The sequence below is a fragment of the Brachybacterium sp. ACRRE genome (genome assembly GCF_022346485.1).
GTDB classification, from domain to species: domain Bacteria; phylum Actinomycetota; class Actinomycetes; order Actinomycetales; family Dermabacteraceae; genus Brachybacterium; species Brachybacterium halotolerans.
Window position 1 is genome coordinate 71983 of sequence record NZ_JAKRMO010000002.1, and the last position, 24821, is coordinate 96803.

A 24821-nucleotide genomic window follows, 5' to 3' on the forward strand; every position below is an offset into this window, starting at 1 on the left:
TGGGTGATGCGCGGTGTGCGGTGCGCGATGTGCGCAGGTGGTGCGTGCTGGTGAAGCGGTGTGGTCGGGCCCTCCGGCCAGAGTCAGGCTGCGGCGCCCTGCTTCTGGCGGTGGTCGAGCTGCATCTGGGCGTAGACGGCGGCGACGCGGGTGGCCTCGATCATCGACTCGCCCTGGGCGATGCCCTTGCCGGCGATGTCGAAGGCGGTGCCGTGGTCCACGGAGCTGCGCATGAAAGGCAGGCCCAGGGTGATGGTCACGGCGTTCTGGAAGTCGTAGGTCTTGCAGGCGATGTGGCCCTGGTCGTGGTACATCGAGAGGATCGCGTCGTGGTGGCCGTCGAGGTTGAAGGCGAAGATCGCGTCGGCCGACTGCGGACCCACCGCGTTGATGCCCTGGGCCTTCGCGTCCTCGACGCCGGGGCCGATGTGCTCGATCTCCTCGGTGCCGAACATGCCGCCCTCGCCCACGTGCGGGTTCAGCGCGGCCACGCCGATCGAGGGGTTCTCCATGCCCAGGGCGCGCAGCTCGCCGTCGATGTCCTGGAGGTACTGCAGCACGCGCTCGCGCGTGATCTGGTCGCAGGCCTGGCGCAGGGAGACGTGGCGGGTCAGGAAGAACACGCGCAGCTTGTGGCAGTTGAACATGGTCAGCGCGTACTTCGAGTCCGTGAGCGCCTGGTAGATCTCGGTGTGGCCGATGTGCGGGACCTCGGCCTCCTGCAGGGCGGCCTTGTTGATCGGGGCGGTGGAGACCGCGTCGATCCTGCCCGCCAGGCCCAGCTCGATGGACTTCTCGAGGTAGGAGTAGGCGCGCAGGGCCGCGGCCTTCTGGACCTTCCCGAACTCGATCTCGGCGTCGTTCTCGACGTCGGTCTGCAGCAGGTCGATCGTGCCCAGCTCGAAGCGGGCCTCCGAGGGGTCGGAGATCATGTGGAACTGCGCGTCGACGCCCTGGATCTTCGCGGCCAGCTCGAGGCTGTCTCGGTGGCCGATGACGAACGGGTCGCAGATCTCGTAGATCTCGGGGGACTGCATGGTCTTCAGGACGATCTCGGGGCCGATGCCGGCGGGGTCGCCGAGCGTGATCGCCATGGTGGGCTTGCGGGGAGCGGTGCCGGCCGGAGTGGTGTCGGGGGCAGTCATGAGGAGAGGGTCCTTTCGTCGAACAGGCGGTTCACCGACTGGAGGGCGGTGACCTCGGTGCCGGTGAGTCCGCCCTTGCAGACCACCGGAAGATGTGCGTACGGGCCGCCCACGATCCCGGCCTGGTCGACCTGGGGGATCACGTAGTCGACCATGGCGAGGCCGTCGGCCTCGAGGGCCTGGCAGGTGGCGACCATGACGTCGCCGCCCGTGAGATAGGCGCCGGCGAGGCGCTCGCGACCGATCTCGTCGAGCACCAGGCGGGCCAGCCGCCCGAAACGGTGCGTGAGCAGGGTGGAGATGCGATGGCCGGTGAGCCCGCTGGCCGCCTCGAGATCGGCCTTCGCGGTGCGGCCGCCGCTGATCACGGTGTCCAGGGCCAGCAGGGCCACGCGCACCGGCTCGGGCCCGTCCAGCAGGCCGCGCAGCTTCCCGCGCACGCGCGCCGCCTCGACCTCGAAGGAGGTCTCGTCGCCGATCAGGCGCAGCACGTCGGCCGTGAGCACCTGCGTGCCGGGCTCGGCCGCGAGCCGGGTCATCTGCTCGTGCGTGCGGGCCGATGCGCTGCCGGCGACCACGGCGATGGTGCCGTGCTCCGCCTCGGCCGACGGGGCGGTGCGCAGCGGCCGCTCGATGCTCTCGGCGCCGGCGAGCAGGCCCCGGTGCGCGGCCAGGCGCACGCTGAAGGGACCGGGGTCGACGGCCACCACGCAGCCGCCGACGGCGACGACCGCGCGGGCGATCTCGTCGACGTGCTCGATCGTGGCCGCATCCAGCACGATCGCGCGCACGCCGCTCTCGTGCAGGCGCGCGAACCGCGCCCGCAGGGCGGCCTGCCCGGCGAGGACGTCGGCGAGACCCACGTGCGCGACCTCGCGCGAGAACTGGCGGGACAGCAGCGTGGGCAGATGGGACTCGGTGACGGGCGTGCGGACGTCGCGCGCGACGTCGGTCTCGGCGAGCGGCACGGAGTCGATGAGCGAGTAGCCGCCGACGACGATCCGGCGGGACTGCGGCATCGCCGGGACGATGATCGCGGTCGGGTCCTCGCCCGCCTCCTCGAGGGCCGACATCATGCCCTCGACCTCGGGGCCGACGCCGCCGCGCAGGGTCGTGTCGATGCGCTTGGACAACTGCTCGGCGCCGAGGGCCAGCAGCTGCTCGGCCGCGTGGCGGACCCGGCCGAAGGCGACCTCGGGCTCCATCGCGCGGGAGTCCGTGGAGACGATGATCGCGTCCTCGTCGCCGGTCACGGCCTCGGCGATCCCGTGGTGGCGGAACAGCACCGTGGGGCGGGACCCCTCGCGGGCGATCAGCGCGCCCACTGTGGTCCCGCCCGTGAGGTCGTCGGCGACGATCCCGAGACGGCTCACGCGATCACCTCATGGGGGTCGTCGGAGGCGAGGGACGAGGGGCCGCCGGTCGCGGTGATCGCGCCCTGCTCCTTGCGCGGACGGATCTCGGTGATGCTCAGCAGCAGCACGAAGCCGACCACGAGCACGCCCACGAAGTAGCTGAAGGCGATCGAGTAGCTGCCGGTCGCGTCGAGCAGCGCGCCCACGATGATCGGTGCGAAGAAGCCGCCCAGGTTCCCGCCCGAGTTGATGACGGCGATCTTGAACGGGTAGGTGCGCCCGGTGGTCAGGTTCATCGCGTACGAGGTGAACGAGGACCAGCCGATGTTGAGGAAGAACCCGGTGAGGATCAGGGCCGTGACCAGCAGCGGCGTGTTCTGCGGGATGACGATGACGAGCGCCATCATGATCGCGGTCATCAGCGCCGTGATGAGGGCGGTGGGCTTGCGGCGGCCGCGGAACAGGCGGTCGGAGACGGCGCCGCCGGCGATCGCGCCGACGATGCCGCCGATGAACGGGGTCGAGGCGACGAAGCCCATGCCCACGGCGTCGAAGCCGCGCGCATCGCGCAGGTAGGTGGGCACCCACGTGATCATGCCGTAGAGGACGTTGTTCATGAAGAAGTAGGCGAGCGTGATGCCCCAGACGTTCCAGGACTTCAGCACGGAGCGCGCATCGCCCAGGGGAGCGGAGTCCTTGAGGCGGATGATGCGGTCGATGATCCCCATGTCGCCGAACTCGCGGGCGACGACCGGGACGGCGCCGGCGACGTCGCTGATGTAGTCGGCCTCGGCCTGGTTCACGAGCTTCGCGTCGCTCGGACGGGAGCGGACCACGAGGAAGAAGACGATCGCCATGATCGCGCCGGGGATCGCGAACCAGTGGAAGACGGCCCGCCAGCCGGCGGCCTCCGCGATGAACACCGCGATCACGGGCACCACCAGCGGCGCGACCTGGGTGGAGGCGATGTAGACGCCGGTCGCCAGGCCCTTCTCCTTGGTCGGGAACCAGCGGTTGATCGTGGAGGTCATGCCCACCGGCGTCGGCCCCTCGAGCACGCCCAGCAGCAGGCGCAGCACGATGAGCATGACCGCGGTGGTCGTGAAGCCCATGAGGAAGGTGATCACGGAGAACAGCAGCACCGCGATCGAGACGATCGTGCGGGTGCCCATGCGGCCGATGAGGATGCCGGCGGGGATCTGGGAGATCGCGTAGCCCAGGAAGAAGAAGCTCGAGATCGCGCCCAGCGCGGTGTTCGAGACGTGGAACTCCTGCTGCATGTACGGCAGCACGGTGCCGACGTTCGAGCGGTCCGCCATCGCGACCACGTAGGTCAGGAAGATCGCGCCGAGGACGAGCCAGCGGTACTGGGTGGGTTTGCCGAGGCGGCTGCGCGGTGCGGACATCGCTCACTCCTTCGTGGTCCGGGCAGGTGAAGCGTGAGCAATCGTCGCATCGAGAGGGTGGATAAAGGCAATGAGGGGGCCTGAATCGGGAAAATGTGTCACTCTGGGGTTGGTGGCGTGAGGTGCGGGACTTTTCCCAGCGCCCACGTCATGGGCCGGGCGGGGTGCCCGGTGACGACGGCTCGCCCCCGGGGCCGCCCGCAGCGATCCGAAGGAGCCGATCATGCTCAGTCCGTCCCAGCGCGATCGCCTTGCCGATGCCGCGGAGCTCTACTGGGGCCGCGATCTGAAGGTCGAGGCCGTGGGCCGGGAGCTCGGCGTCTCCCGCTCGACGGTCTCGCGCATGCTCGCGCAGGCCCGCGCCGAGGGCGTCGTCGAGTTCCTCATCCACCGCGATCCCGATTCTCCCGCGATCCGCCGCCAGGAGCTCGAGGACCGCTTCGGCATCCAGGCCGTCATCGCCGACGTCCCGGCCGACGCGAGCGACGCCGCCCGCCGCCTCGCCGTGGGGCGCGAGGCCGCCGGGCTGCTGCTGGGGCTCGTCCAGCCCGACTCGACCCTGGCCGTGACCTGGGGTTCCACCATCGAAGCCGTCTCCTCGCAGCTCACCCACCGCCGCGTGCGCGGGCTGCACGTGGTCCAGATGCACGGATCGGGCAACGTCGCGAGCCTCGGCAAGAACTACGGCACGGTGATCCTGGATCGCTTCGGGGGCGCCTTCGGGGCCGACGTCCACCTGTTCCCCGTGCCCGCGATCTTCGACTCGGCCCAGACCCGCCGCCTGATGTGGCAGGAGGGCAGCATCCGCCGCACCCTCGCCATGCGCGCGGGCGCCCAGATCCTGCTGACCTCCGTGGGCGTCCCCGACACCGACCACCCCAGCCGGCTCTACGAGTCCGGCTTCCTCACCGCGGGCGACGTCGAGGAGCTCGCCCGCGAGAGGACCGTCGGGAACCTCGCCTCGATCCTCTTCCGGGCCGACGGCTCGACCGACGGCATCGCGGTCAACGACCGCTCCACCGGCATGCCCTTCGACGAGGTGCGCCGCATCCCCGTGCGCCTCTTCGTCGCCGCCGAGGCCGGCAAGACCGAGGCCCTGCGCGCGGCCCTGACGGCCGGGCTCGTCACGCACCTGGTCGTGGACTCGACGACCGCGCGGGAGCTGGTGGCGGGGGAGTAGGGCGCGGGATGGCGCCCGGGACGGTGCTAGAGACGGTGCGCGGACCGGCGCCCGGCCTCACCCCCGCGAGCCGTACCAGGCCCGGCAGCCGTCGGTGCCGGGAGCGGTGGTGATCTCGAGGAGCTGCCCGGCTGCCGTGCGCACGAACGTGGGGGAGTAGTTCGGGCACGGGGAGTCGTCGGGGTCCTCCACGGGCACGGGTGCGGGCTCGGTCGCCCAGGAGATGTCCCCGGTCAGCGCACTGTTACGGGAGCGCAGCAGCACCTGACCGTTCTGCGGGGAGATCTCGCCGTCGACGGTGTAGTGCATCTGCGAGCCCAGGATCACCGAGCCGTCCGCATCCAGGGTGAGGGTCGGCGTGTGGCGGGGCTCGGTGCCGTCGTCGGCGACGATGACGGCGTCCCGCGCGGTGACCGGACCCCAGTCACGGGGGTCGTCGGCCGTGCGCACGAAGAGGCGGCAGGCGTCCGTCGGGCTCTCCCCGCACACCTCGTAGGTCATGGCCCAGCGGCCGTCGGGCAGGCGGCGCACGTTGGGCATGCCCGGGCGGGACGTCGGGTCCTCGAGCTCGATCACGGGCACCGGATCACTCCAGGTCAGAGCATCCGTGGAGGTCTGCAGGACGATCTTCTGCGAGTGGCGCCCGCCGTCGGTCTCATCGCAGTACAGCAGCACCAGCGTGCCGTCGTCCGTGGTCGCGAACTCCGGCTCCCACAGCCCGCCCTCGTTCGCGGCGGCATGGGTGATGGCCACGCGCTCCCAGCTGCGGCCGAGGTCCGTGCTCGCCCAGACGCGGATCGTCATCCGGCGCTCCGCACGGTCGGCGCCCACCGAGGCGCTCCACAGCAGCGCGCCCTCGGGCAGGTCGCCGATCGCGCGCGGCAGCTCGTAGAGCGTGGCGCAGCAGATGCCCTCCCCACCCTGCGTCGCCTCGTCGAAGACCTTTCCGACCTGCGCGAACGTCGCGCCGCCGTCGGTCGACTCGAAGATCGCGCCGGAGCCCTCCGCGCCGTCGGCCCCCTCGAAGGTGACGACGGAGGCGAGCAGACGCTCGTCCGCCGCGCCCTGGTGCGCGAGGCGGATCGCGCGCGGGTACAGGCCGATGCCGTCGTGCAGCAGGCGGGGCACCTGGTCGGCCGGAGCTGGGCCGGCGTCGGTGCCGGTGCCGCCGGCCCGGCCTCCCGTCCCGTCGGGTCCTCCGCTCGTCCCGTCGGCCGATGCGGGGCCCGCGATGCCGGCGACAGCGGTGCCGGTCAGGGCGGCAGTGAGTGCGGTGGTCAGGGTGCGTCGTTGCATCTGCGTCACGTCCTCTTCCGGGGTTTCTCGGGTGTTCTGGGGCTCGGGGTTTCTGGGTCGCTGGGAGTGCTGGGCTACCGGGTCTTCTGCAGCCGGATCATGGCCCAGCTGATCGGGGGCAGGGTCGCGGTGAGGCGGGAGCTCGCGGGGGCGTCGTCGCCGTCCGCGGCCTCGAGGGCCACCTCCTCCAGGGGGTGTGGGACGACCCGATCTGGGCGGCGGGCCGAGTTCGTGCGGTGCGGGTCGTCCTCGTGGAGGAGCACGGCCTCGACGAGCTCGAACCCCGTCGGTTCGCCCGCGGCGGCGTCGCCGAACGCCGCGAGGTCCACGTCCAGCTCGAGCGCGTCGGCCCCGGAGCGGTTCACCGCGAAGACGGCGAGCTGCCCGGTCTCCTCGTCCCAGGTCGCGACCGAGTAGAGCGCAGCGCTCTCGCCGAAGCGGCGGTTCTCGACGGCGGGGGAGTCGACGCCGGTCACGAGCACCTGGCCGCGCGCGTGCCGGGACGTGAGCGCGAAGGGGTGGAAGATGCTCTGGCGCCAGGCCGCGCCGCCGACCTCGGTGCGGATCGGTGCGAGCACGTTGACCAGCTGCGCCTGCGAGGCGGAGGCCACGCGGTCGGTGTGCCGCAGCAGGCTGATCAGCAGCGATCCGACCACCACGGCGTCCTGCGCGCTGTACGTCGACTCGGCGAACCTGGGCGCGACGGGCCAGTCCTCGCCGCTCGGCTCCGTGCCCGCGTCCCCGCGCGAGGCCGCGACGTTCCACTCGTCGAAGCTGATCATGATGCGCTTGTCCGCGCCCTGCAGCGCCCGCACGTGGTCGCTGGTCGCGACGACGGCGTCGATGTAGGAATCCATGTCGTCGGCCGAGGCGAGGTAGGAGGCCTGGTCGCCGTCCTCCTCGCGGTAGTAGACGTGCGCGGAGAGCATGTCGATCGCGTCGTAGCCGGCCTCGAGCACGGCCTGCTCCCAGGCCCCGAACGTGGGCATCGCCGCATGGGAGGAGCCGCAGGCCACGAGCTCCAGGTCGGGATCCGCGCGGCGCATGGCGCGGGCGGTCTCGGCGGCGAGCACCGCGTAGTCGCGCGCGGGCACGTGGCCGAGCTGCCAGGGTCCATCCATCTCGTTGCCCAGGCACCACATGCGGATGTCGTAGGGCTCGGCGTGGCCGTTCAGCGCCCGATGGTCGGCGAGGTCGGTGCCGACGGCGCCGTTCGCGTACTCGAGGACGTCCAGCGCCTCCTGGGTGCCGCGGGTGCCGAGGTTCACCGCGTACATCGGCTCGACGTCCGCGGCATCCGCCCAGGTCATGAACTCGTCGAGGCCGAAGGCATTGGTCTCGGTGGAGTGCCAGGCCAGGTCGCGGCGCACCGGGCGCTCCTCCCTCGGGCCCACCCCGTCCTCCCAGCGGTAGCCGGAGACGAAGTTCCCGCCGGGGTAGCGCACGCTCGAGACGCCCAGCTCGCGCACGAGCTCGAGGACGTCGGTGCGCAGGCCGTGGGCGTCGGCGCTCGGGTGATCGGGCTCGAAGATCCCCGTGTACACGCAGCGCGCCATGTGCTCGACGAAGCTGCCGAAGGTGCGGCGGCGCACGGGGCCGACGGCGAGACGGGGGTGCAGATGCACGGCGGCGTGCAGGGTCATGACCGACTCCTCCGGCCGCGGGATCGAGGACGGGTCTGCGCACGAGGCGCGCGCAGCGGGTGCGCCGGGAGCGTTCCCGGATGCGCACGGGGCGCAGTCGGGGGGCGTTCCCCGGGGCGGTCTGACGTGTCCGCGGGCCGATGCTTGCCGACTCTAGTTCAACGATGTACCTTGTGCCACACCTCACGACGAATCCGCGGGGTCTCGACGGAGAGACCGGGCTGCGAGGACGCAGACGCGACACGGCGCGACGAGGCAGAACGGATCCCCATGAGACGACGACGATTCCTCACCGGAGCCCTCGGGGCCGCCGCCGCTGCGACCACGGCGGGTGCGGCGAGCGGCTGCGGGAACCTCCACTCCTCCGACCCCGACGTCCTGACCTTCATGTTCCGCGGCTCCACCGAGGAGCGCGACGTCTTCGCCCGTGCCGTGGACGTGTTCATCCGCCGCACCGGCATCCAGGTCAACCTCATCTCCACGAGCGTCGACCAGTACGCGACGAAGCTGCAGACCGCGATCCTGGGCAACTCCACCCCGGACCTCTTCTACCTCGAGCCCACGCGCACCATGGCGTACGTGACCAACGGGGTCCTCGCGGACCTGTCGCAGTACGTCGACGCCACCGACCTGCCCGTCGACGACATCTGGCAGGCGGGCCTGGACCTCTACCGCTTCGACGGGGAGAGCATCGGCAAGGGCCCGCTGTACGCGATGCCCAAGGACGTCGGCCCCTTCTCCTTCGGGTACAACAAGACCCTCTTCAAGAAGATGGGCGTCGAACCGCCGGACCCCGACGAGCCCCTGAGCTGGGACGAGTTCCTGGACCGCTGCAAGGCCTTGACCGGCGACCGCGACGGCGACGGGAAGACCGACAGCTGGGGCAACTCGGTGAACATCACCGCCGAGCTGCACTCCTACGTGTGGTCCAACGGCGCCGACTGGGTCGACGAGGACGCCCGCACCGTCACCGTCGACACCCCCGAGTTCGCCGAAGCCCTCCAGTACGTCGTCGACCTGCGGGAGAAGCACAAGGTCACGCCCTCGATCAACGAGACCGAGGGGCTCGACGGCTACCAGCGCTGGCTGCGCGGCCAGATCGGGTTCTTCCCCATCGCCCCCTGGGACCTGACGCTCTACCGCACCCTCGACTTCGACTTCGACCTGTGCCCCTACCCGACGGGTCGCTCGGGCGTCTCGGCGACCAACGTGGGCTCGCTCGGCATCGGCGTCTCCGCGAACAGCCGGCGCCCGGACCGCGCTGCCGAGCTGGCCATGTTCCTCTCCTGCGACCCCGAGGCGCAGGAGATCATCGTCGGCCAGGGGCAGACGATCCCCAACACCCGCACCCGCGCGAAGGAATGGGTGAAGGACACGTCGATCGAACCGCAGAACAAGCAGGAATACATCGACATCGTCGAGGACTACGGGCACTTCGTGCCCAACACCCGCACCTACACCCCCGAGTGGCTCGACACCTTCTTCACCAACATCCAGCCTGTCCTCGAGGGCCGGCAGGACGTGGGGGAGTACCTGAAGGCCACGCAGCCCGTGATGCAGGGATTCCTGGACCAGGGCTACGACCAGCTCCGCATCGACCAGGAGGCGAACTCCTGATGAGCGCCACCACGCCCGTCGGCCCCGCCGCGAACACCCCGCCGCCCGCCGCGCTCGCCCGCCCGGGGCGGCGCTCCGCCCGCGCCTCGGCCCTGACCGGAGCCTCCAGCGCGTCCCGGCCGCCCGGCCGCGGCCGGCTCACCCGCCCCGAGCGGATCTGGGGCCGGATCTTCATCGCGCCCCCGGTGCTCGGCTTCGCGCTGTTCGCCCTCGCCCCGCTGCTGTTCTCCTGCTACGCGGCCTTCACCCACTGGAACGGGCTGTCCTCCCCGGTGTTCTCGGGGCTGACGAACTTCCGGACCATGGCCGGCGACCCGCAGTTCTGGCAGTCGCTGTGGAACACGCTGTTCCTCATGATCGGGATCCCGATCGGGCTCGCGATCTCCCTGGCCCTCGCGATCGCGCTGAACCGGCGCATGCCCGGCCGGGCGGCGTTCCGCGTCATCTACTACCTGCCCGGGGTGTCCTCCGTCGCGGCCATCTCGATCCTCTGGCAGTGGGCGCTGAACGGCGACTTCGGCCTGGTCAACGAGCTGCTGCGCATGGTCGGCATCGACGGGCCCAACTGGCTCGCGGAGAAGACCTGGGTCAAGCCGGCGCTGATCCTCATGGGCGTCTGGAAGGGGCTGGGGTTCTCGACCCTGCTCTACCTCGCAGCCCTGCAGTCGGTGCCCCGGAACCTGCTCGAGGCGGCGATGCTCGACGGCGCGGGCGCCTGGCGGCGCTTCCGCCACGTCACCCTGCCGATGCTCAGCCCCGTCACGTTCTTCCTGGTGGTCACCGGCATCATCGGCGGCGCCCAGATGTTCGCGGAGATCAACATCATGACCCCCACCGGAGGCCCCGAGTTCGGCTCCGCGACCATCGTCTGGTACATCTGGCAGCAGGGCTTCCAGAACCTCAAGCTGGGATACGCGACGGCGATGTCGCTCGTGCTGGGAGCGCTGATCTTCCTGGTCACGGCCTTCCAGTTCTACCTGAACTCCCGCAACGTCTTCACGGTGGAATGAGGAGGCCCGTTATGGCTGCCACCAGTGCCGTCCCGACCGCCCCGCTGCAGACCTCCGGGGTCGCGCCCGACGCCGCCCGGCGTCGGCGGAAGAAGAGCGAGCGCCGCTTCCAGACCCCGGCCGACGTGGTCGTGTTCGTGGTCCTCTGCCTGGGCGCGTTCACCATGCTGCTGCCGCTCGTGTGGATGCTCTCGACCTCCCTGAAGACCCAGGAGAACGTGTTCGCGCTGCCCCCGCAGTGGATCCCGAGGCCCGCCGAATGGTCGAACTACCTCAGGGTGTGGGAGGCGGGGCCGCTGCTGCGCGGCATCATGAACTCCGCGATCGTCTCCCTGACCGTGATCACGGTGGGCACGGTGACCTCGTGCTTCGCGGCCTACGCCTTCTCCAAGATGCGGATCCCCGGCAAGAACGCCCTGTTCCTCGCGCTGCTGGGCGGGATCATGATCCCGTTCCCCGCACTGATGATCCCCACCTTCATGCTGTTCTCGAAGATCGGCTGGGTCGACACCCTGCTGCCGCTCATCGTCCCCGGCCTGTTCGGGAACCTGATGATGGTGTTCTTCCTGCGCCAGTACCTCATGAGCGTGCCCGACTCCCTCATCGAGGCCGCCGTCATCGACGGGGCGAACCATCCCCAGATCTTCTGGCGGATCGTGCTGCCGCTGATCCGCCCCGCGATCGCCGCCCAGGTCATCCTGTGGTTCATGGGCACCTGGAACGACTACCTGGGCCCGATCATCTACCTGAACTCCGAGAACGTGCACACCCTGCAGCTGGTGATCGCGAACTTCAACGCGACCTACGCGGTGGAGACCGACTACCCGCTGATCATGGCCGCCTCGATCATCGCGCTCGTGCCCGTGCTCGCCGTGTTCCTCGTGTTCCAGCGCCAGATCATCGAGTCGATCGCGCTGACCGGGAACAAGGGCTGAGCCGATGACGCAGGTGCGGGAGGAGCGGGCCGGGGCCGAGGGGGCCGGCGGGGCCGCCGAGGCTGCCGGGGCCGCCGAGGCCAGTAGGCCCGTCGGGGCCGGCGGGCTGGGTGCGGCCGACGGGGTGGAAGCGCCCGACGGGTCGGGCGCGCTGCACGGGGTGATGGCCGCGCTCGCCTGGCTGCCGCGGCTGCTTGTCCTCCACGTGGCCTGGGTGGTGCTGGTGCTCTGCGGCGGGGTGATCGGCGGGATCGTCCCGGCCACCGCGACCCTCGTATCCGTGCTCCGCGGAGACGTCCCGGGAGCCGACCCGTTCGAGGGCGACGCCGGGTTCGGCGGCGCGGCCCGTGCGGTGCTGGGCCGCTTCCGGGCGGAGCTCGGGCCCGCGAACTGGACGGCAGGTCCGTTCCTCGTGATCGGCCTCGCCGCGGGAGCGAACCTCGCCCTGGGCATCGCCGGGGCGCTGCCGGCATGGTTCTTCCCGGCGGGCTTCGCGGCTGCGGGCATTCTCGGGGCGGTCAGCGTGCTCGCGCTCTTCCACGCGATCGCCCTGCACGTGCTGCGGCCCGACGCGCCCTCGCCGATGCTGTGGCGCGGGGCCCTGGCCGGGACCGTGCTGCTGCCGATGGCGACAGTCTCCTGGACGATCACCCTGGTCGCGGCCGGGATCGTCTCGGCGATCATCCAGCCCGTCGGCCTGCTGCTGGGAGGTGGGATCCTGGTCGCCGTGACCACCTTCGTCCTCGTGCGCTCCTGGCAGTCGCGGCTCGACGCCGCCACGGTGTGATGGCCGACGAGCGGACCGCGCCGTCGGCCGGATCCGCGCGTCCGCGGAACGTGACGATGCGGGAGATCGCCGAGCGGCTCGGGGTGTCGATCAAGACCGTCTCCAACGTGGTCAACGAGCGGCCCAACGTGGGGTCCGCGACCCGTGAGCGCGTGCAGCAGGCGATCCGCGACCTCAACTACCGTCCGCAGGTGGGCGCGCAGCAGATGCGCACCGGTACCAGCGGACTCATCACGCTGGCGATCCCGTCGCTGGCCGGCACCTACTTCTCCGAGCTCGCCCAGGCGTTCGCCGACGAGGCCCAGCGGCGACGCCGCAGCATCATGCTGCACAGCACCGCCGCCGGCCGCGACGAGGAGGCGAGCGTGCTCTCGGGATTCACCCGCGTGCTCGGCGACGGCGTCGTCTTCAACCCCCTGCTGATCGGCGAGGACGTCATCGCGGGACTGGGGCGGACGATCCAGCCGACGGTCTTCATCGGCGAGCACCTGGCCGAGGCCGCGCTGCCCGCCGGCAGCGACTACGTGCGCACCGACAACGAGCGCGCGGCGCACGACGCGACGGCGCATCTGCTCGACCTGGGACGCCGTCGCATCGCCTACCTCGGCATGCTGCCCACCACGGAGGCGCGGCAGGCCCACTCCACCAGTCGCCTGCGGCTGGGAGGCGTGCGCCGGGCGCTCACCGAGGCGGGAGCGCCGGAACCCGTCGTCCCCACGGTCCCCACCTGGAGCCAGGAGGGAGGGCTCAGTGCGGGGCGGGAGCTCATGGAGACGCACCCGGAGGTGGACGGGATCGTCTGCGGCAACGACGACCTCGCCCGCGGCGTGCTGCTGGGGCTGCGCTTGGTCGGTATCGACGTGCCCGGGCAGGTCGCCGTCATCGGCTACGACAACATCCACGAGGCCGCCTTCACGACGCCGCCGCTGACCACGATCGATCCCGACAAGCAGGCGCTCGCCGCGACCGTTCTCGACCTGCTCATCGAACGGATCGGCGGCTACGACGGTCCCGCGCGCGTGATCGAGGCGCCCTACCGGCTGGTGGTGCGGGGGAGCGCGGGGTGACGCGAAGGACCGGACCCATGGGGCACGCGAGACCAGACAGCCGACGGACGACAGCGGGTGGAGACTGAGTGCCGACCGATCTCGGCCCCTCGTGGTCGATCTGACGAGGGGGTTGGGGACGGGCACGAGGTCCACCCCGCTCTTCGGGCGGTGCGCGGCTCCGTGGTCCCGCGCCGTCAGTCCGCCAAGCGTCGCCCGCACAGGTCCACGAGCTGTGCGTTCGAGGCGGCAACCGCGCCGTCGGGGAGGGCCAGGGTGTCCTCAAGGCCGATGCGGGTGTCCAGGCGCAGTCCACGCGCGATCTCGAACGCGGGCCACGCGGAACGCTCCTCGCCGTGCAGGAGGATGCTCGAGGCAGGGCGGGCCGAGCGGATGATGCCGAGGATCGCCCGGGCCTCCGCGAGCACCTGGTCACCGGGGATGTCCTGGATCTCGACGAGCACGCGCGTGCAGCGGCCTGCGAGCGGTGAGACCGCCCATCTCTCCGCCGCCTCTAGGGTCCAAATTCCCGCCTCCACGCCGATGCCGCGCGAGAGCAGCAGGCCGGCGACGTCCTCGGCCCCGTCCTCGTGCCAGTTCACCGAGGCGATGTCCGGCAACTCCTGCCACTCGCCGATGAGTGCGCAGCGCTCCGCGGGGTCCGAGGCGCTCCACGCCCCCGTCGTCACTCCGAGCTCGACGTGCGGGCACGCGCCGCGGAAGGCCCGGATCCATCGATCGACGTGCTCGGACGCGAGCGAATCACAACCGTCCGGGTCCTTGGGGTGGACGTGGACGGATCCGACGCCCACGTGTGTCGTCGCCTCACTGACCTGCACGGACGCGGCGACGTCGGCCGCGATCACCGACGGCTCGGCGGACAGGGCAGGGTGCTCGTCAGGAGTGCGGGCGCCGTTCGGGCAGACCTGGAGAAGCATGCGCACACGCTAGTCGGATGGGGTGACGGACGAGGCCCTGCACAGGGTGCTCAGCGGCTCACGGCCGCGAGCCCTGCCCTCACGTCCTCGACGAATGCTTCCGGCATCTCCAGCGACGGGAAGTGCCCGCCCGATTCCGGCTCGTGCCATCGCACGATGTCCCGGAAGCGCTCCTGCGCCCAGACCCGGGGCCAGGTCTCGATGTCGTGCGGGTGGACGGTGACAGCCGTGGGGACGTCGACGCGCAGGGCGGGATCGAGCGAATCGTGGCTCTCCGCGTAGATCCGAGCGGCCGAGGCGCCCGTGCGGGTCAGCCAGTACAGCGTCACGTTGTCGAGGATCCGATCCCGGGAGATCGTCTCGAACGGGGTGTCCCAGGTGTCGGTCCACTCGGCGAACTTCTCCAGGATCCAGGCGAGGAGGGCGGCAGGGGAGTCGACCAGGGAGTAGCCGATGGTCTGGGGGCTGCTCGCCTGCACCTTCGCGTAGGCCGCCCGCCGTGCCCAGAACGTCTGCGAGCGCTCGACCATCGCGCGCTCGTCGGGGGTCAGGGCCGCCATGCTCAGTCCGGGAGGAGGCTGCGCGACGAGCGTGTGGATCCCGATGACATGCTGCGGGAACCGCCCGCCGAGGACAGTGGTGATGACGCCGCCCCAGTCGCCGCCGTGCGCGAGGAAGCGCGGATATCCCAGGCGCTCCATGAGCTCGACCCAGGCGGCGGCGATCTTCTCGATGCCCCAGCCGGTGCTGGCCGGCTTCCCGCTGAAGCCGAAGCCCGGCAGGGACGGAGCGACCACGTGGAAGGCGGGGGTGTTCGGGCGGGACGGTTCGGCGAGGGCGTCGATGACGTCGACGAACTCCGCGATGCTCCCGGGCCAGCCATGCGTCATGACCAGTGGCATCGCGTCCGGGCGGGAGGAGCGTCGATGCAGGAACGCGATGTCCAGTCCGTCGATCCGTGTGACCTGCTGCCCGATCTCGTGGAGCCGCGCCTCGAACGCGCGCCACTCGTAGTCCGTGCGCCAGTGCGCGATGAGCTCGGTGAGGTCGGCGAGCGGGACGCCCTGGGCCCAACGCTGCGGGCCCGGGCCGGAACGGGCAACGGTCTCCGACTCGGGAAGCCTCGTCGATGCGAGGCGAGCACGGAGGTCTTCCAGGTCGTGCTCGGGGGTCTCGACGCGGAGCTCTCGGATGTCTCTGGTCGTGTCGGTCATGACGTCTCCTGTGCAGGAAGGGGTGCGTGGGACTCTTGGGGTCGCGTGAACCGGCTATGGAGGTTCAGAACCAGCATAGACGGTTCGTTACGACCGGCGCAGCAGCAGCAAAACATTCGCGTCGACATGCTCGAGAACGGGCTACGGTGGTTCCATGCCTGCAGAACCTCCGGAATTCCGACTGGGCAGCGTGCTCTCGACGAGCTTCACCGCCACGCTCACCGAGCGGTGCGGAGCGCCCGTGGAGCGCATCCCGACCCCCGACCGGCTCAAGGAGTGGCTGGCGATCTTCGGGCTCGACGTCCCCTCCTGCAGCGCGGTGCAGCTCGAGCGCGCGCGGGAGCTCAGAGAGGCGATCCACGCCGCGGCTACGACGTCCGCGGGTGGCCGGGACCTGCCCTCATCGGCCGTGGAGGTCATCAATGCGCGCAGCGCCGGCGGTCATGCGTCGACGCGACTCTCGCCGACGGGGGAACGGGTGTGGGAGCTGCGTTCGACGCGGGCCTTCGAGGATGCGCTCGGCGTCATCGCCGCCGACGCGATCGACATCATCTCCGGCGCGCGCGACGGCCGCCTCGCGCTGTGCGCCTCTCCGACATGCCGAGCCGCGTTCTTCGACACCAGCCGCAGCCGCACCCGGCGATGGTGCGACATGAACACCTGCGGGAACAGGGAGAAGAAGGCACGCTTCAGCGCGCGTCACCCGTGAGCGGTGCGCGACGCCCGCTCACCCCTGGCACACCCCACTCGCCCACGTCCCGATCCGCGCGATCTCCGCGGCGAGCTCCGGGGGCTCGATCACCTCGATCGGCAGACCCAGCCATGCGAGCTGCATCGCGATCCAGGTGAGGTCGCGGGCGCCCGAGCGCAGGATGCACGCGTCCTCCCCGTCGGCCGTGATCGTGCCCGCGAAGGCGGGGATGCGCGGCGCGACCTCGCTCGCAGGGCGCAGGATCCGCACCCGGGCGCCGATCGGGTACGCGCCCACGCTGATCGACTCGCGCACGTAGGACTCGATGTCGGGGGTGGGGCGGGCTGTGAAGCGGAAGGTGCTCGCGCGCACCTCGTGCATGCGGTCCAGGCGGAAGGTGCGCCAGTCCTCGCGGTCGAGGTCCCAGGCGAACAGGTACCAGCGGCCCTGGATCGAGAGCACGCGGTAGGGCTCGAGGCGCCTCGTCGCGCGGTGGCCGTCGGCCCGCTCGTAGTCGACCCGCACCTGCACCCCGTCCCGCACGGCCCGGGTGAGCGTGACCAGCGTCGAGGAGAGGATGCCGCCGGTGCCCGCGTGCGGATCCACGACGTGCAGGGCGTCGGTGATCGCCGAGACCTCGGCGCGCACGCTGGGAGGGAGGATCCCGTCGAGCTTCGCGAGCGCGCGCACGGCCTGCTCGCCGAGCCCGTCGATCCCCGCTCCGGCCGCGAGCCGCAGGGCGACGGCGATCGCGGTCGCCTCGTCGCCCTCGAGCAGCAGGGGAGGCAGGGCGCGCCCGGCGCCCAGCTGGTAGCCGCCGCCGTGCCCGTTCGAGGCCAGCACCGGGTATCCCATGTCGCGCAGGCGGTCCACGTCGCGCCGCACCGACCGGGTGGTCACGCCCAGCTCGTCGGCGAGCTCGGGACCGGTCCACACGGTCCGCGACTGCAGCAGGTTCAGCAGGCGCAGGGTCCTGCGGGTCACGTCGCTCATGGGAAGAGTCTGCACGAGATCGAGGACAGAAACTGTCCGCATGGGCGAGGAACATCGGTTCTGCCGGTCGACGGGAACCGCCGTCGGCCGATCGCTCCGCCGTCCGGCGGACGTCCCGTCGGCGCCACGGCGCGCCGCACGACCCGAGGAGATCGAGATGTCCTTCCTGACCGCAGACGTGACCGACGAGCGCGACGCCCTCGCGACCTTCGCCTCCCAGCAGATCCGCCAGCTCGGGACGACCCTGCACGGCCTGACGCCCGAGCAGCTCGCCGAGACCCCGAGCGCCTCGGCCATGAGTCTCGGCGCCCTGGCCAGGCACGCCATCTTCGTCACCGAGAACATCCTCGGCGGCATCTGCGAGGCGCCGCAGCCCAGCACCGGCGCCGAGCGCAGCCCCGAGCAGGCGCAGGCCGAGGGCACGGTCGACGCCTCGGCGCTGCGCGCCGACGACACCGCGCAGGGGCTCATCGACGCCCTCGAGGAGCAGGCCCGCTCCGCAGACTCCCTGCTGCGGAAGGTCGACCTCGACACCGACGTCCCGATTCCCGACGCCCCGTGGTTCACGGGCGCCGAGCACTGGAACAACCGCTGGAGCGCCCTGCACCTCATCGAGGAGCTCGCCCGGCACGCCGGGCACGCGGACATCATCCGCGAGAGCATCGACGGCAAGGGCACCTACGAGCTCAACGCCCTCGCCGAGGGCGGCACCTGGCCGCCCGAGGGCTGGTGAGAAGAATGGAGAGCACGATGAACGGCCAGCACGTGACCCTGTCCGAGCACGGGGACTACGACCAGACCACCACCCGCGGCGCCCTCCTCGCGCGGATCGAGGGGCACTGGGAGGACATTGCCCGGCCCCGCCTGGACGGCCTCACCGACGAGGAGTACTTCTACGACCCCACGACCGAGACCGCCGGGCCGGCCTGGAGCGTGCACCCGCGCAGCGAGGTCCGCTCGGGCACGCAGGGCGGCAGCGGCGAGATGGTGATCGACTTCGAGTTCCCCGAGCCCACCCCGCCTCCCTTCACGACGATCGCCTGGCGGCTCGGGCACGTGATCGTGGGCGTGCTCGCCATGCGCAGCCACGGCCACTTCGACGGGCCGGAGGTCGACTACTTCAGCTGGGACTACGCGGGCGGCGCGCAGGAAGCCCTGGCCCAGCTCGATGACGAGCACGCACGCTGGATCACCGGGCTGCGCTCCTGGAGCGAGGAGGACTTCTCCCTGCCCTGCGGTCCCGCCGAGGGCCCGTACGCCGATCACCCGCGGGCCGCGATCGTCGCGCACATCAACCGCGAGCTCATCCACCACCTCGCCGAGATCGCGCTGCTGCGCGACCTGTACGCGCACCGGGGCTGAGCTCGCGCGCGGGCGCGGAAGCGGGCCAGGGTCCGGGTGCGGCCTCGGATCAGCGCAGCACGTCCGCGGCCGACGGCGCGGGGATCTCGGCGTCGAAGGGGAGCATCGGCCGGGTGATCCGGCGGTGGCCCAGCCGCACGAGGTCCTGGTCGACCCCGCCCGGGGTCAGCGCCATCATCCAGTCGGCCGCCGCGGCGTGCTGGTCGGGCTCGAGGTAGCCCATCTTCACGACCACCACGTCGGCCCCGGTCATCGTCAGGCCCAGGCGCGCGAACATCGCCTCGGTCGAGAACTGCGCACGGCGCGAGGTGACGACGAGCCGCAGGCCCGTCGGCCGCGGCTCCGACGGCGACTCGCCTCCCGCCGGCGCGAGCACCCGCAGCACCGCCGCGACGCCGGTCGCGGGGGAGTCGTCGAGCGCCTCGACCTCGATGCGCAGCGGCACGGGACCGGGGTCGCGGGCATCGATGCGTCCGCCGACGACGACGTCCCCGCGCCGGCCGACGCCCAGCTCGGCCGCGCGCCCCGCCGTCGCGGGATCGACGATCGAGACCAGCAGCGCGGTGACCTCGCCCGTGCGGATCTCTGGCCGCGAGGCGAGCGCGGCGAGGCACCCGGTCGTGTCGTCGGCCCCGCCCGCGCCGGGGTTGTCCCCGGAGTCCGAGATCCAGAACGGCCGCGCAGGGGAGGCGATCGCCGTATCCAGGCACTCCTCGAACGTGCCGGTGGGAGCGACGAACACGAAGTCGTGCCGGGCCTCCCAGATCGCGGTCGCGAGCTCGAGGGCGGTGGCGTCGACCGCCTCGCGGTCGTCACCGAAGGCGACGACAGCCGCCTGGCAGCGGGACTCGTCGGCCCAGGCGAAGCCGATCCAGTACGAGACGTCCGTGACGCCCTCGCGGGCGGCGAGCTCCGGGATCCGCGCATACAGCGAGGCCGCGGGCTCGACGCGGGTCGAGGTCATCTCCCCGGGCAGCAGGATCGGCACGTGCACGAGCGCCCGATGGGGCTTCGGGGCCGGGAGGCCGTGGGGCGCGGCTGCGAGCGCGTCCAGGAGGCTGCGCACGGCGCGCTCGCGGGTCTCGGCGACGTCGACGTGCGGAGCCGTGCGGTAGCAGGTCAGCTGGTCGCAGCCCGCGAAAAGGGCCGGCGAGACGTTCCCGTGCAGGTCCATCGAGGTGCCCACGAGCACGTCCTCGCCGATCACCTCGCGGATCGCGGTGATCAGTGCGCCCTCGGCGTCGTCCATGCCGCGCACGCTCATGGCGCCGTGGATGTCGAACCAGAGGGCGTCCAGCGGCGGCTCGCCGTCGGATCCGGCGACGAGCGCGGCGAGGCCCTCGAGGATCTCCGCGCACCAGGCCTCGAAGTCCGCCCGGTCCAGGGGCCCGCCGGGAAGGGCGCCGGCGTGCAGCACGCCGTGCCACGCGGCCGCCTCGCGCAGCGGCGATCCCGCGGCGAGGAACGGGTGGCGCTCGAGCACGGCGTCGCCACGGCGCACGTCGAAGTCGGCGGCGGTCGACACGTACGGGGTGAAGGTCGAGGACTCGATGTGGATCCCGCAGACCGCGATCCGGGGGAGGGCGGCGCCCGCCGCGGCGTGCGGACGCATGCTGGAGGGTTCGTGGGGCATCGGTGCTCCGTGATCGTCGTGCGAAGTGGCGCGGATGGCGGGGAGGCGTGGACTGCGAGGCGCGGCGGGGCGTCGAGAGGTGCGGGACGGAACGGTCCGTGCGGCGGGCCGCGGGACGGCGGTGACCCCGCGCACGCCGGCGTCCTACGATCCTTCCATGAACGAGCGCCTCGCCCTCCTGCCCCGGGGTCTGATGATCCTCGTCGGCCTCGCGGCGATCTGGCTCGTGCTCGAGGGGATGCAGGAGGTCGCGGGCCTGGTCGTGCCCGTGTTCCTCGCTCTGAACCTGCTGATCGCGGTCCAGCCCCTCGCCCGCGGGATCGAGCGCCTGGGCGCGCCCCGGATCCTGGGCTCGGTCGCCGCGATGCTCACCGTGCTGCTCGCGCTCGCCGTCTTCTTCCTCGCGATCGGCTGGTCGATCTCCCAGCTCGTCGGCCAGCTGCCCCGGTACGGCACGGAGTTCAACGCGCTGCTGCAGAGCAGCCTGGACCGCCTCGCCGGCTGGGGAGTCGGCCAGGACCAGATCGACCAGTGGCTCTCCGACTTCAACTTCTCGAGCCTCTTCGGACTGCTGAATCAGACGCTCAGCTCGCTGGGCGCGCTCGGCGGCCTGCTCGCGGCGGCCGTCGCCACCATCGTCTTCTTCGGCCTGGACGCGGCGGGCCTGCCCGAGCGCCTCGACGTGGTGCGCCGGACACACCCCCGCGCCCACCACGCACTGCTGGACTTCGCGCACTCGGTGCGGACCTACTGGCTGGTCACCACCGCTTTCGGAGTCGTCGTCGCGGTGATCGACGGGCTCGCCCTGTGGGCGCTCGGCGTGCCGCTGCCCGGGGTCTGGGCCGTGCTGCTGTTCCTGTGCAACTACATCCCGAACATCGGCTTCATCTTCGCGATGATCCCGCCCACGCTCATGGCCCTGCTCGCCCAGGGCCCCTGGACCGCGGTCGCGGTGGTCGCGCTCTGCGTCGCGGTCGCCATGATCCTCCAGGGACTCGTGCAGCCGCGGGTCACCGGGCACGCCGTGGGCCTCTCCGCGAGCGTCTCGTTCCTCTCGGTGCTGTTCTGGTCCTGGGTGCTCGGCGCCGCCGGCGCGCTGCTGTCGGTGCCGATGACGCTGCTGGTCAAGGAGCTGTTCGTCGACTCCGACCCGCAGGCGCGGTGGTTGAACGCCTTCCTCGCCGACTCGCCGCGGGCGGCGGAGGAGTCCCCGGCGGACCGGATCGCGGCGAGCGGGGCCGACGGGGCGGAGCACGGTGGGACGACCGGCGGGGCGGAGCCGGATGAGACGGCCGACGGGGCGGAGCCGGGCGCTGCCGGATGCGACGAGAGGACCGACGCGGACTGATCCATCGGCCCCGGACCTCGCTCCGGGGCGGTGTCAGAGCGCGGGGTCCTGCGGGTCGTCGGCCGCCACCCCGAGCTGCCAGGTGACGCCGAAGCGGTCCTGGACCCAGCCGAAGGGGCCGAAGCCGTAGTCGTCCAGCGGCATCAGGGCCATGCCGCCCTCGACGAGCGCGCCGAACACGCGCTCCTGCTCGGCGGCCTCGGCGCAGTCGATCCACAGCGAGACGCCCGGGGTCATGTCCCAGCCGTGCCTGATGAGGGTGTCGCTCAGGCGCAGGCGCTGACCCGCGACGATCTCGATCTCGGCGAGCTGGACGGCCTCCGCCGGATCATCCAGGGTCTCGAGACCGGGCGCACCCTCCGGCCACGCCTGGCGGCTGACCACGCGGCCCTCGTCGAACAGGCTCGTGTACAGGGCGATCGCCTCGGCGGCGTGCTGGCCGCGCGCCGGCTGGAGCGTGAGGAACGGGAGCATTCTGCGCATCGGGGCCTCCGGTGGTGGGATGCGATTCCAGGCGGATCAGATGTCCAGTATGGGCGCTGGGCACCCGAACCGCCCTCGTCGCCTCCCGTCGTCCGCGGCCCGCGGCCCGCGTGGAGGACAGCACGATGGCCAGGATCTATGACGAGATCGGGCGATTCCTGTCATAGATCCTGGCCATCGTCGTTCCCGCCGCGCCCGCCGTTCCCGCCGCGCCCGCCGTTCCCGCCGCGCCCGCCGTTCCCGCCGCGCACGCCGTGCGCGGCTGGAGGTACCGGCGGGCCGGGAGGGGGAGTGGGGGCGTGACCGGAGGGCCCGGCGTCAGCGGGCGAGCGCCGACTGCTCGAGGGCGGTCGCGTCCAGGACGGCGCGCGCCCAGGCGGGATCGTCCGTGGTGAGGGTGTCGACGCCGATCTCGGCCGCGAAGACGACCGCGTCCGGGTCGTTGAGCGTCCACGCGTTCAGCGCCATGCCCGCCTCCTGCGCGCGGATCACATCGTGCTCGCGCAGGTTGGTGAGCGTGAGGCCGAAGGTGCGCGCGCCGATCCCGGTCGCGTACTGCCAGTCGTCCTCCGTGGGCGTCTTCGTGATCAGGCCGATCGCCTGTCGCGGAGCGACCTCGCGCAGGGTCTCGAGCACCTCGCGCAGGAACGAGATCACGACGACCCGGTCCCTGCCCGACGGCTCGACCAGCGCGTGCGCCGCGGGGGCGAGTCCGGGACCCTCGTCGGCTGACGGGGCTGCGTCCGCGGCCGACGACGGGACCGCTGCGCCCGCCCCGCCTCCGGCGGCGGCCCGGGCGAGCAGCAGGCGCGCGACGGGCTCGGCCGCCGCGGGGGCCTTCACCTCGAGCAGGAGCGGGACCTGCGCGTCGGCCGCGAGGTCGAGGACCTCCTCGAGATACGGCACCTTCTGCCCCTCGACGACCGAGTCGCGTGCCGGTCCGGCGGGCCCGGCGGAGTCGGCCGTCCCGTCGGACCCGTGGGCCCCGGCGGGCCCGGCGGACCCGGCGAGCCCGACGGTCGGCGCCTCGTGCCCGATGCCCTCGCGGCCGCCGCCCACGCGCACGTCGGCCAGGTCCGCGGCGGTGAGCTCGGCGATCGCGCCCGAGCGGCGCGGCGAGTCCTCCGAGACCGTGCGGTCGATGCGGGCGTCGTGCATGACCACGAGGCGTCCGTCGGCGCTCAGGTGCACGTCGCACTCGAGCACGTCGGCGCCGTCGGCGATCGCACGGCGGAAGGAGATCAGGGTGTTCTCGGGCAGGACGTCCTTCGCGCCGCGGTGCCCGACGATCAGCGGCGGCATCAGCCGAGCACCTTCTCGATGTCCTCGCGATTGTCGTCCAGGACCTCCTGGAGCTTCGGGGCGAGGGCGTCCAGCACCGGCTTCGCCTCCTTGTTGTCGCCGTACACCTGGGCCATCGCGGCGGCGATCTCGGTGACCGCGCCCTGGAACCAGTTCGTGCGGTCGGCGGTGTGGGCGTTCTCCAGCTGGTCGAGGGCGACCTTGAAGTTCGGGTCCTCCTTGACGAGGTCCTTGACGATCTTCGTGTCCTGGGCGGCCTTCACGATCGGCACGTAGCCGCTGCCCTTGTGCCACTGCGCGGAGTTCTCCGGCTCGGCGAGGAAGCGGAACAGCTCCGCGCAGGCGTCCTGGCGGTCCTTGGAGTCCGAGCGCACGATCGAGAGGCCGCTGCCGCCGGTGGGCACCTTCGTGGGGGCGTTGACCTGGCCCAGCATGAATGCGGCGCCCACCTCGAAGTCCGCCTCGTCGGTGAAGCCGCGCAGGGAGGCCGTCGACCCGCGGGTGCCGGCGGAGATCCCGGTCGTGAAGTCCGTGCCGGAGGCCTTCGCCATGTACGCGAACTTGTCCTCGTGGATGAACTTGCGCTGCCACTCGAGCCACTCGACGCCCGGATCCTGGTTGATCGTGACCTCGAAGTCCTTGGCGTTCTGGCCGCCGAAGGCCCAGATGTCGGCCTGTCCGAACCACTCGTCGGCCGCGCTGAAGGTGAGCGCCGCCATCGGCTTGCCGTCGACCTGGACCTTCGTGATCTCCGGGGCGAACTCGGCGAGCTCGTCCCAGGTCTTCGGGCCCTCCTCGGGCAGTCCGAGCTTCTTGTAGAGCGTCTTGTTGTAGTAGTAGAGCGGGTTCGAGCGGGCGAAGGGCACCACGTAGGTGCTGCCGGCGGCCTTGCCCTCATTGATGTAGTTGGGCAGGTAGACGTCGAGGTTCCAGTCGTCGTCGAAGTAGTCGTCGAGCGGCGCGAGGGCGCTCGAGAAGTAGAACTGCAGCCACTGCATCTCGGGGAAGCAGACGATGTCCGGCACGGCCTTGGCCTGCAGGGACGCCGTGAACTTCTGGTTCAGGTCCGCGTAGGAGCCCTGGGACTCGCTGATCGCGACGATGTCGTCCTGCGACTCGTTGAACTTCGTGAACAGCTTCTGGACCTCGGCGTAGAGGTTCCCGGTGAAGGGCGCCCAGAACAGGATCGCGGTGCGGCCCTTGTACTTCGCGGGGACCTCCATGTCGGCCTGCGAGAAGCCGTCGCGCACGGGATCGGAGGCGTCGTCGGAGCCGCCGGGGGCGCCGCAGGCAGCGGCGCCGAGGCCCACGGCCCCCAGGCCGAGGCCCGCCAGCAGGGAGCGCCGGCTGGGTGTCGCCAGGCGGCGGGACGGAGTGAGGAGCGAACGGGACATGGCAGAGCCTCCAGGAGTGCGGGGGTGGGTCATGTGCGGATGT

Annotated in this window: 22 protein-coding genes; 10 read left to right on the top strand and 12 right to left on the bottom strand. The window is 71.6% G+C overall.

Features of this window, described 5'->3' with window-relative positions; genetic code table 11:
• Positions 1–83: 83 nt before the first annotated feature.
• Genes pdxA through MHY49_RS01170 form a run of 3 tightly spaced genes read right to left on the bottom strand, consistent with a single transcriptional unit; the run spans position 84 to position 3906 of the window.
• Positions 84–1145, bottom strand: coding sequence for a 4-hydroxythreonine-4-phosphate dehydrogenase PdxA (gene pdxA, locus MHY49_RS01160; RefSeq protein WP_239201872.1), 1062 nt, complete (start codon positions 1143–1145; stop codon positions 84–86).
• Entirely contained in the window at positions 1142–2518 is a 1377-nt protein-coding gene (locus MHY49_RS19255) for a four-carbon acid sugar kinase family protein (protein ID WP_239201874.1), read from the bottom strand. The genes pdxA and MHY49_RS19255 overlap by 4 nt, the downstream gene beginning before the upstream one ends.
• A complete protein-coding gene (locus tag MHY49_RS01170; protein WP_239201878.1) occupies positions 2515–3906 on the bottom strand; it encodes an MFS transporter in 1392 nt (463 codons plus the stop codon). The genes MHY49_RS19255 and MHY49_RS01170 overlap by 4 nt, the downstream gene beginning before the upstream one ends.
• Before the next feature lie 223 nt (positions 3907–4129).
• Here MHY49_RS01170 and MHY49_RS01175 point away from each other — a divergent pair, with 223 nt between their 5' ends.
• A complete protein-coding gene (locus MHY49_RS01175) occupies positions 4130–5086 on the top strand; it encodes a sugar-binding transcriptional regulator (RefSeq protein ID WP_239201879.1) in 957 nt (318 codons plus the stop codon).
• Positions 5087–5143: 57 nt separating this feature from the next.
• On the opposite strand, the gene MHY49_RS01180 is transcribed toward MHY49_RS01175, so the two are convergent.
• Together MHY49_RS01180 and MHY49_RS01185 are read right to left on the bottom strand one after the other, a co-directional pair.
• Complete coding sequence (locus MHY49_RS01180) at positions 5144–6382, bottom strand: sialidase family protein (protein ID WP_239201880.1); 1239 nt, start codon at positions 6380–6382, stop codon at positions 5144–5146.
• 74 nt (positions 6383–6456) lie between these two features.
• Positions 6457–8025, bottom strand: coding sequence for an alpha-N-arabinofuranosidase (locus MHY49_RS01185; RefSeq protein ID WP_239201882.1), 1569 nt, complete (start codon positions 8023–8025; stop codon positions 6457–6459).
• A 270-nt stretch (positions 8026–8295) separates the two neighbouring features.
• Between MHY49_RS01185 and MHY49_RS01190 the strand changes: the two genes are divergently transcribed.
• From MHY49_RS01190 to MHY49_RS01210, 5 genes are read left to right on the top strand one after another with little or no spacing between them, the layout of a single operon-like run.
• Complete coding sequence (locus MHY49_RS01190) at positions 8296–9642, top strand: sugar ABC transporter substrate-binding protein (RefSeq protein ID WP_239201884.1); 1347 nt, start codon at positions 8296–8298, stop codon at positions 9640–9642.
• Entirely contained in the window at positions 9642–10652 is a 1011-nt protein-coding gene (locus MHY49_RS01195) for a carbohydrate ABC transporter permease (RefSeq protein ID WP_239201886.1), read from the top strand. Before MHY49_RS01190 ends, MHY49_RS01195 begins: the two co-directional genes overlap by 1 nt.
• 11 nt (positions 10653–10663) lie before the next feature.
• Complete coding sequence (locus MHY49_RS01200; protein ID WP_239201888.1) at positions 10664–11587, top strand: carbohydrate ABC transporter permease; 924 nt, start codon at positions 10664–10666, stop codon at positions 11585–11587.
• A 4-nt stretch (positions 11588–11591) separates the two neighbouring features.
• On the top strand, positions 11592–12374 hold the full coding sequence (locus tag MHY49_RS01205; RefSeq protein WP_239201890.1) for a DUF624 domain-containing protein: 783 nt from the start codon (positions 11592–11594) through the stop codon (positions 12372–12374).
• Positions 12374–13441, top strand: a complete 1068-nt coding sequence (locus MHY49_RS01210; RefSeq protein ID WP_239201892.1) for a LacI family DNA-binding transcriptional regulator — start codon at positions 12374–12376, stop codon at positions 13439–13441. Before MHY49_RS01205 ends, MHY49_RS01210 begins: the two co-directional genes overlap by 1 nt.
• Before the next feature lie 176 nt (positions 13442–13617).
• Here MHY49_RS01210 and MHY49_RS01215 read toward each other — a convergent pair whose 3' ends face one another.
• On the bottom strand, positions 13618–14358 hold the full coding sequence (locus tag MHY49_RS01215) for a 3-keto-5-aminohexanoate cleavage protein (protein WP_239201896.1): 741 nt from the start codon (positions 14356–14358) through the stop codon (positions 13618–13620).
• A gap of 50 nt (positions 14359–14408) precedes the next feature.
• Positions 14409–15572, bottom strand: coding sequence for an epoxide hydrolase family protein (locus MHY49_RS01220; protein WP_239201904.1), 1164 nt, complete (start codon positions 15570–15572; stop codon positions 14409–14411).
• Between the two features lie 154 nt (positions 15573–15726).
• Between MHY49_RS01220 and MHY49_RS01225 the strand changes: the two genes are divergently transcribed.
• Complete coding sequence (locus MHY49_RS01225) at positions 15727–16281, top strand: ABATE domain-containing protein (RefSeq protein ID WP_239201906.1); 555 nt, start codon at positions 15727–15729, stop codon at positions 16279–16281.
• 18 nt (positions 16282–16299) lie between these two features.
• Here MHY49_RS01225 and MHY49_RS01230 read toward each other — a convergent pair whose 3' ends face one another.
• The gene (locus MHY49_RS01230) at positions 16300–17256 is read right to left on the bottom strand and encodes a YafY family protein (RefSeq protein ID WP_239201908.1); all 957 of its coding nucleotides are present in this window, start codon (positions 17254–17256) and stop codon (positions 16300–16302) included.
• 157 nt (positions 17257–17413) lie between these two features.
• On the opposite strand from MHY49_RS01230, the gene MHY49_RS01235 reads away from it, so the two are divergent.
• Positions 17414–17989, top strand: a complete 576-nt coding sequence (locus MHY49_RS01235) for a DUF664 domain-containing protein (RefSeq protein ID WP_239201910.1) — start codon at positions 17414–17416, stop codon at positions 17987–17989.
• Between the two features lie 17 nt (positions 17990–18006).
• Positions 18007–18618 (top strand): DinB family protein, encoded by a 612-nt coding sequence (locus MHY49_RS01240; RefSeq protein ID WP_239201912.1) that lies wholly within the window; start codon positions 18007–18009, stop codon positions 18616–18618.
• A 49-nt stretch (positions 18619–18667) separates the two neighbouring features.
• On the opposite strand, the gene MHY49_RS01245 is transcribed toward MHY49_RS01240, so the two are convergent.
• Positions 18668–20251 carry a M81 family metallopeptidase gene (locus MHY49_RS01245; protein ID WP_239201913.1) on the bottom strand — a complete coding sequence of 528 codons (1584 nt, stop codon included), beginning with the start codon at positions 20249–20251 and terminating at the stop codon, positions 18668–18670.
• 157 nt (positions 20252–20408) lie between these two features.
• On the opposite strand from MHY49_RS01245, the gene MHY49_RS01250 reads away from it, so the two are divergent.
• Positions 20409–21599, top strand: a complete 1191-nt coding sequence (locus MHY49_RS01250) for an AI-2E family transporter (protein WP_239201915.1) — start codon at positions 20409–20411, stop codon at positions 21597–21599.
• 33 nt (positions 21600–21632) lie between these two features.
• On the opposite strand, the gene MHY49_RS01255 is transcribed toward MHY49_RS01250, so the two are convergent.
• The 3 genes from MHY49_RS01255 to MHY49_RS01265 all read right to left on the bottom strand — a co-directional run bounded on the left by MHY49_RS01255 (position 21633) and on the right by MHY49_RS01265 (position 24778).
• Positions 21633–22082: a VOC family protein gene (locus MHY49_RS01255; protein ID WP_239201917.1), complete on the bottom strand. Its 450-nt coding sequence runs from the start codon at positions 22080–22082 to the stop codon at positions 21633–21635.
• Between the two features lie 318 nt (positions 22083–22400).
• The gene (locus MHY49_RS01260; RefSeq protein ID WP_239201918.1) at positions 22401–23384 is read right to left on the bottom strand and encodes a glycerophosphodiester phosphodiesterase family protein; all 984 of its coding nucleotides are present in this window, start codon (positions 23382–23384) and stop codon (positions 22401–22403) included.
• On the bottom strand, positions 23384–24778 hold the full coding sequence (locus MHY49_RS01265; RefSeq protein WP_239201920.1) for an ABC transporter substrate-binding protein: 1395 nt from the start codon (positions 24776–24778) through the stop codon (positions 23384–23386). The genes MHY49_RS01260 and MHY49_RS01265 overlap by 1 nt, the downstream gene beginning before the upstream one ends.
• Positions 24779–24821 lie beyond the last annotated feature (43 nt).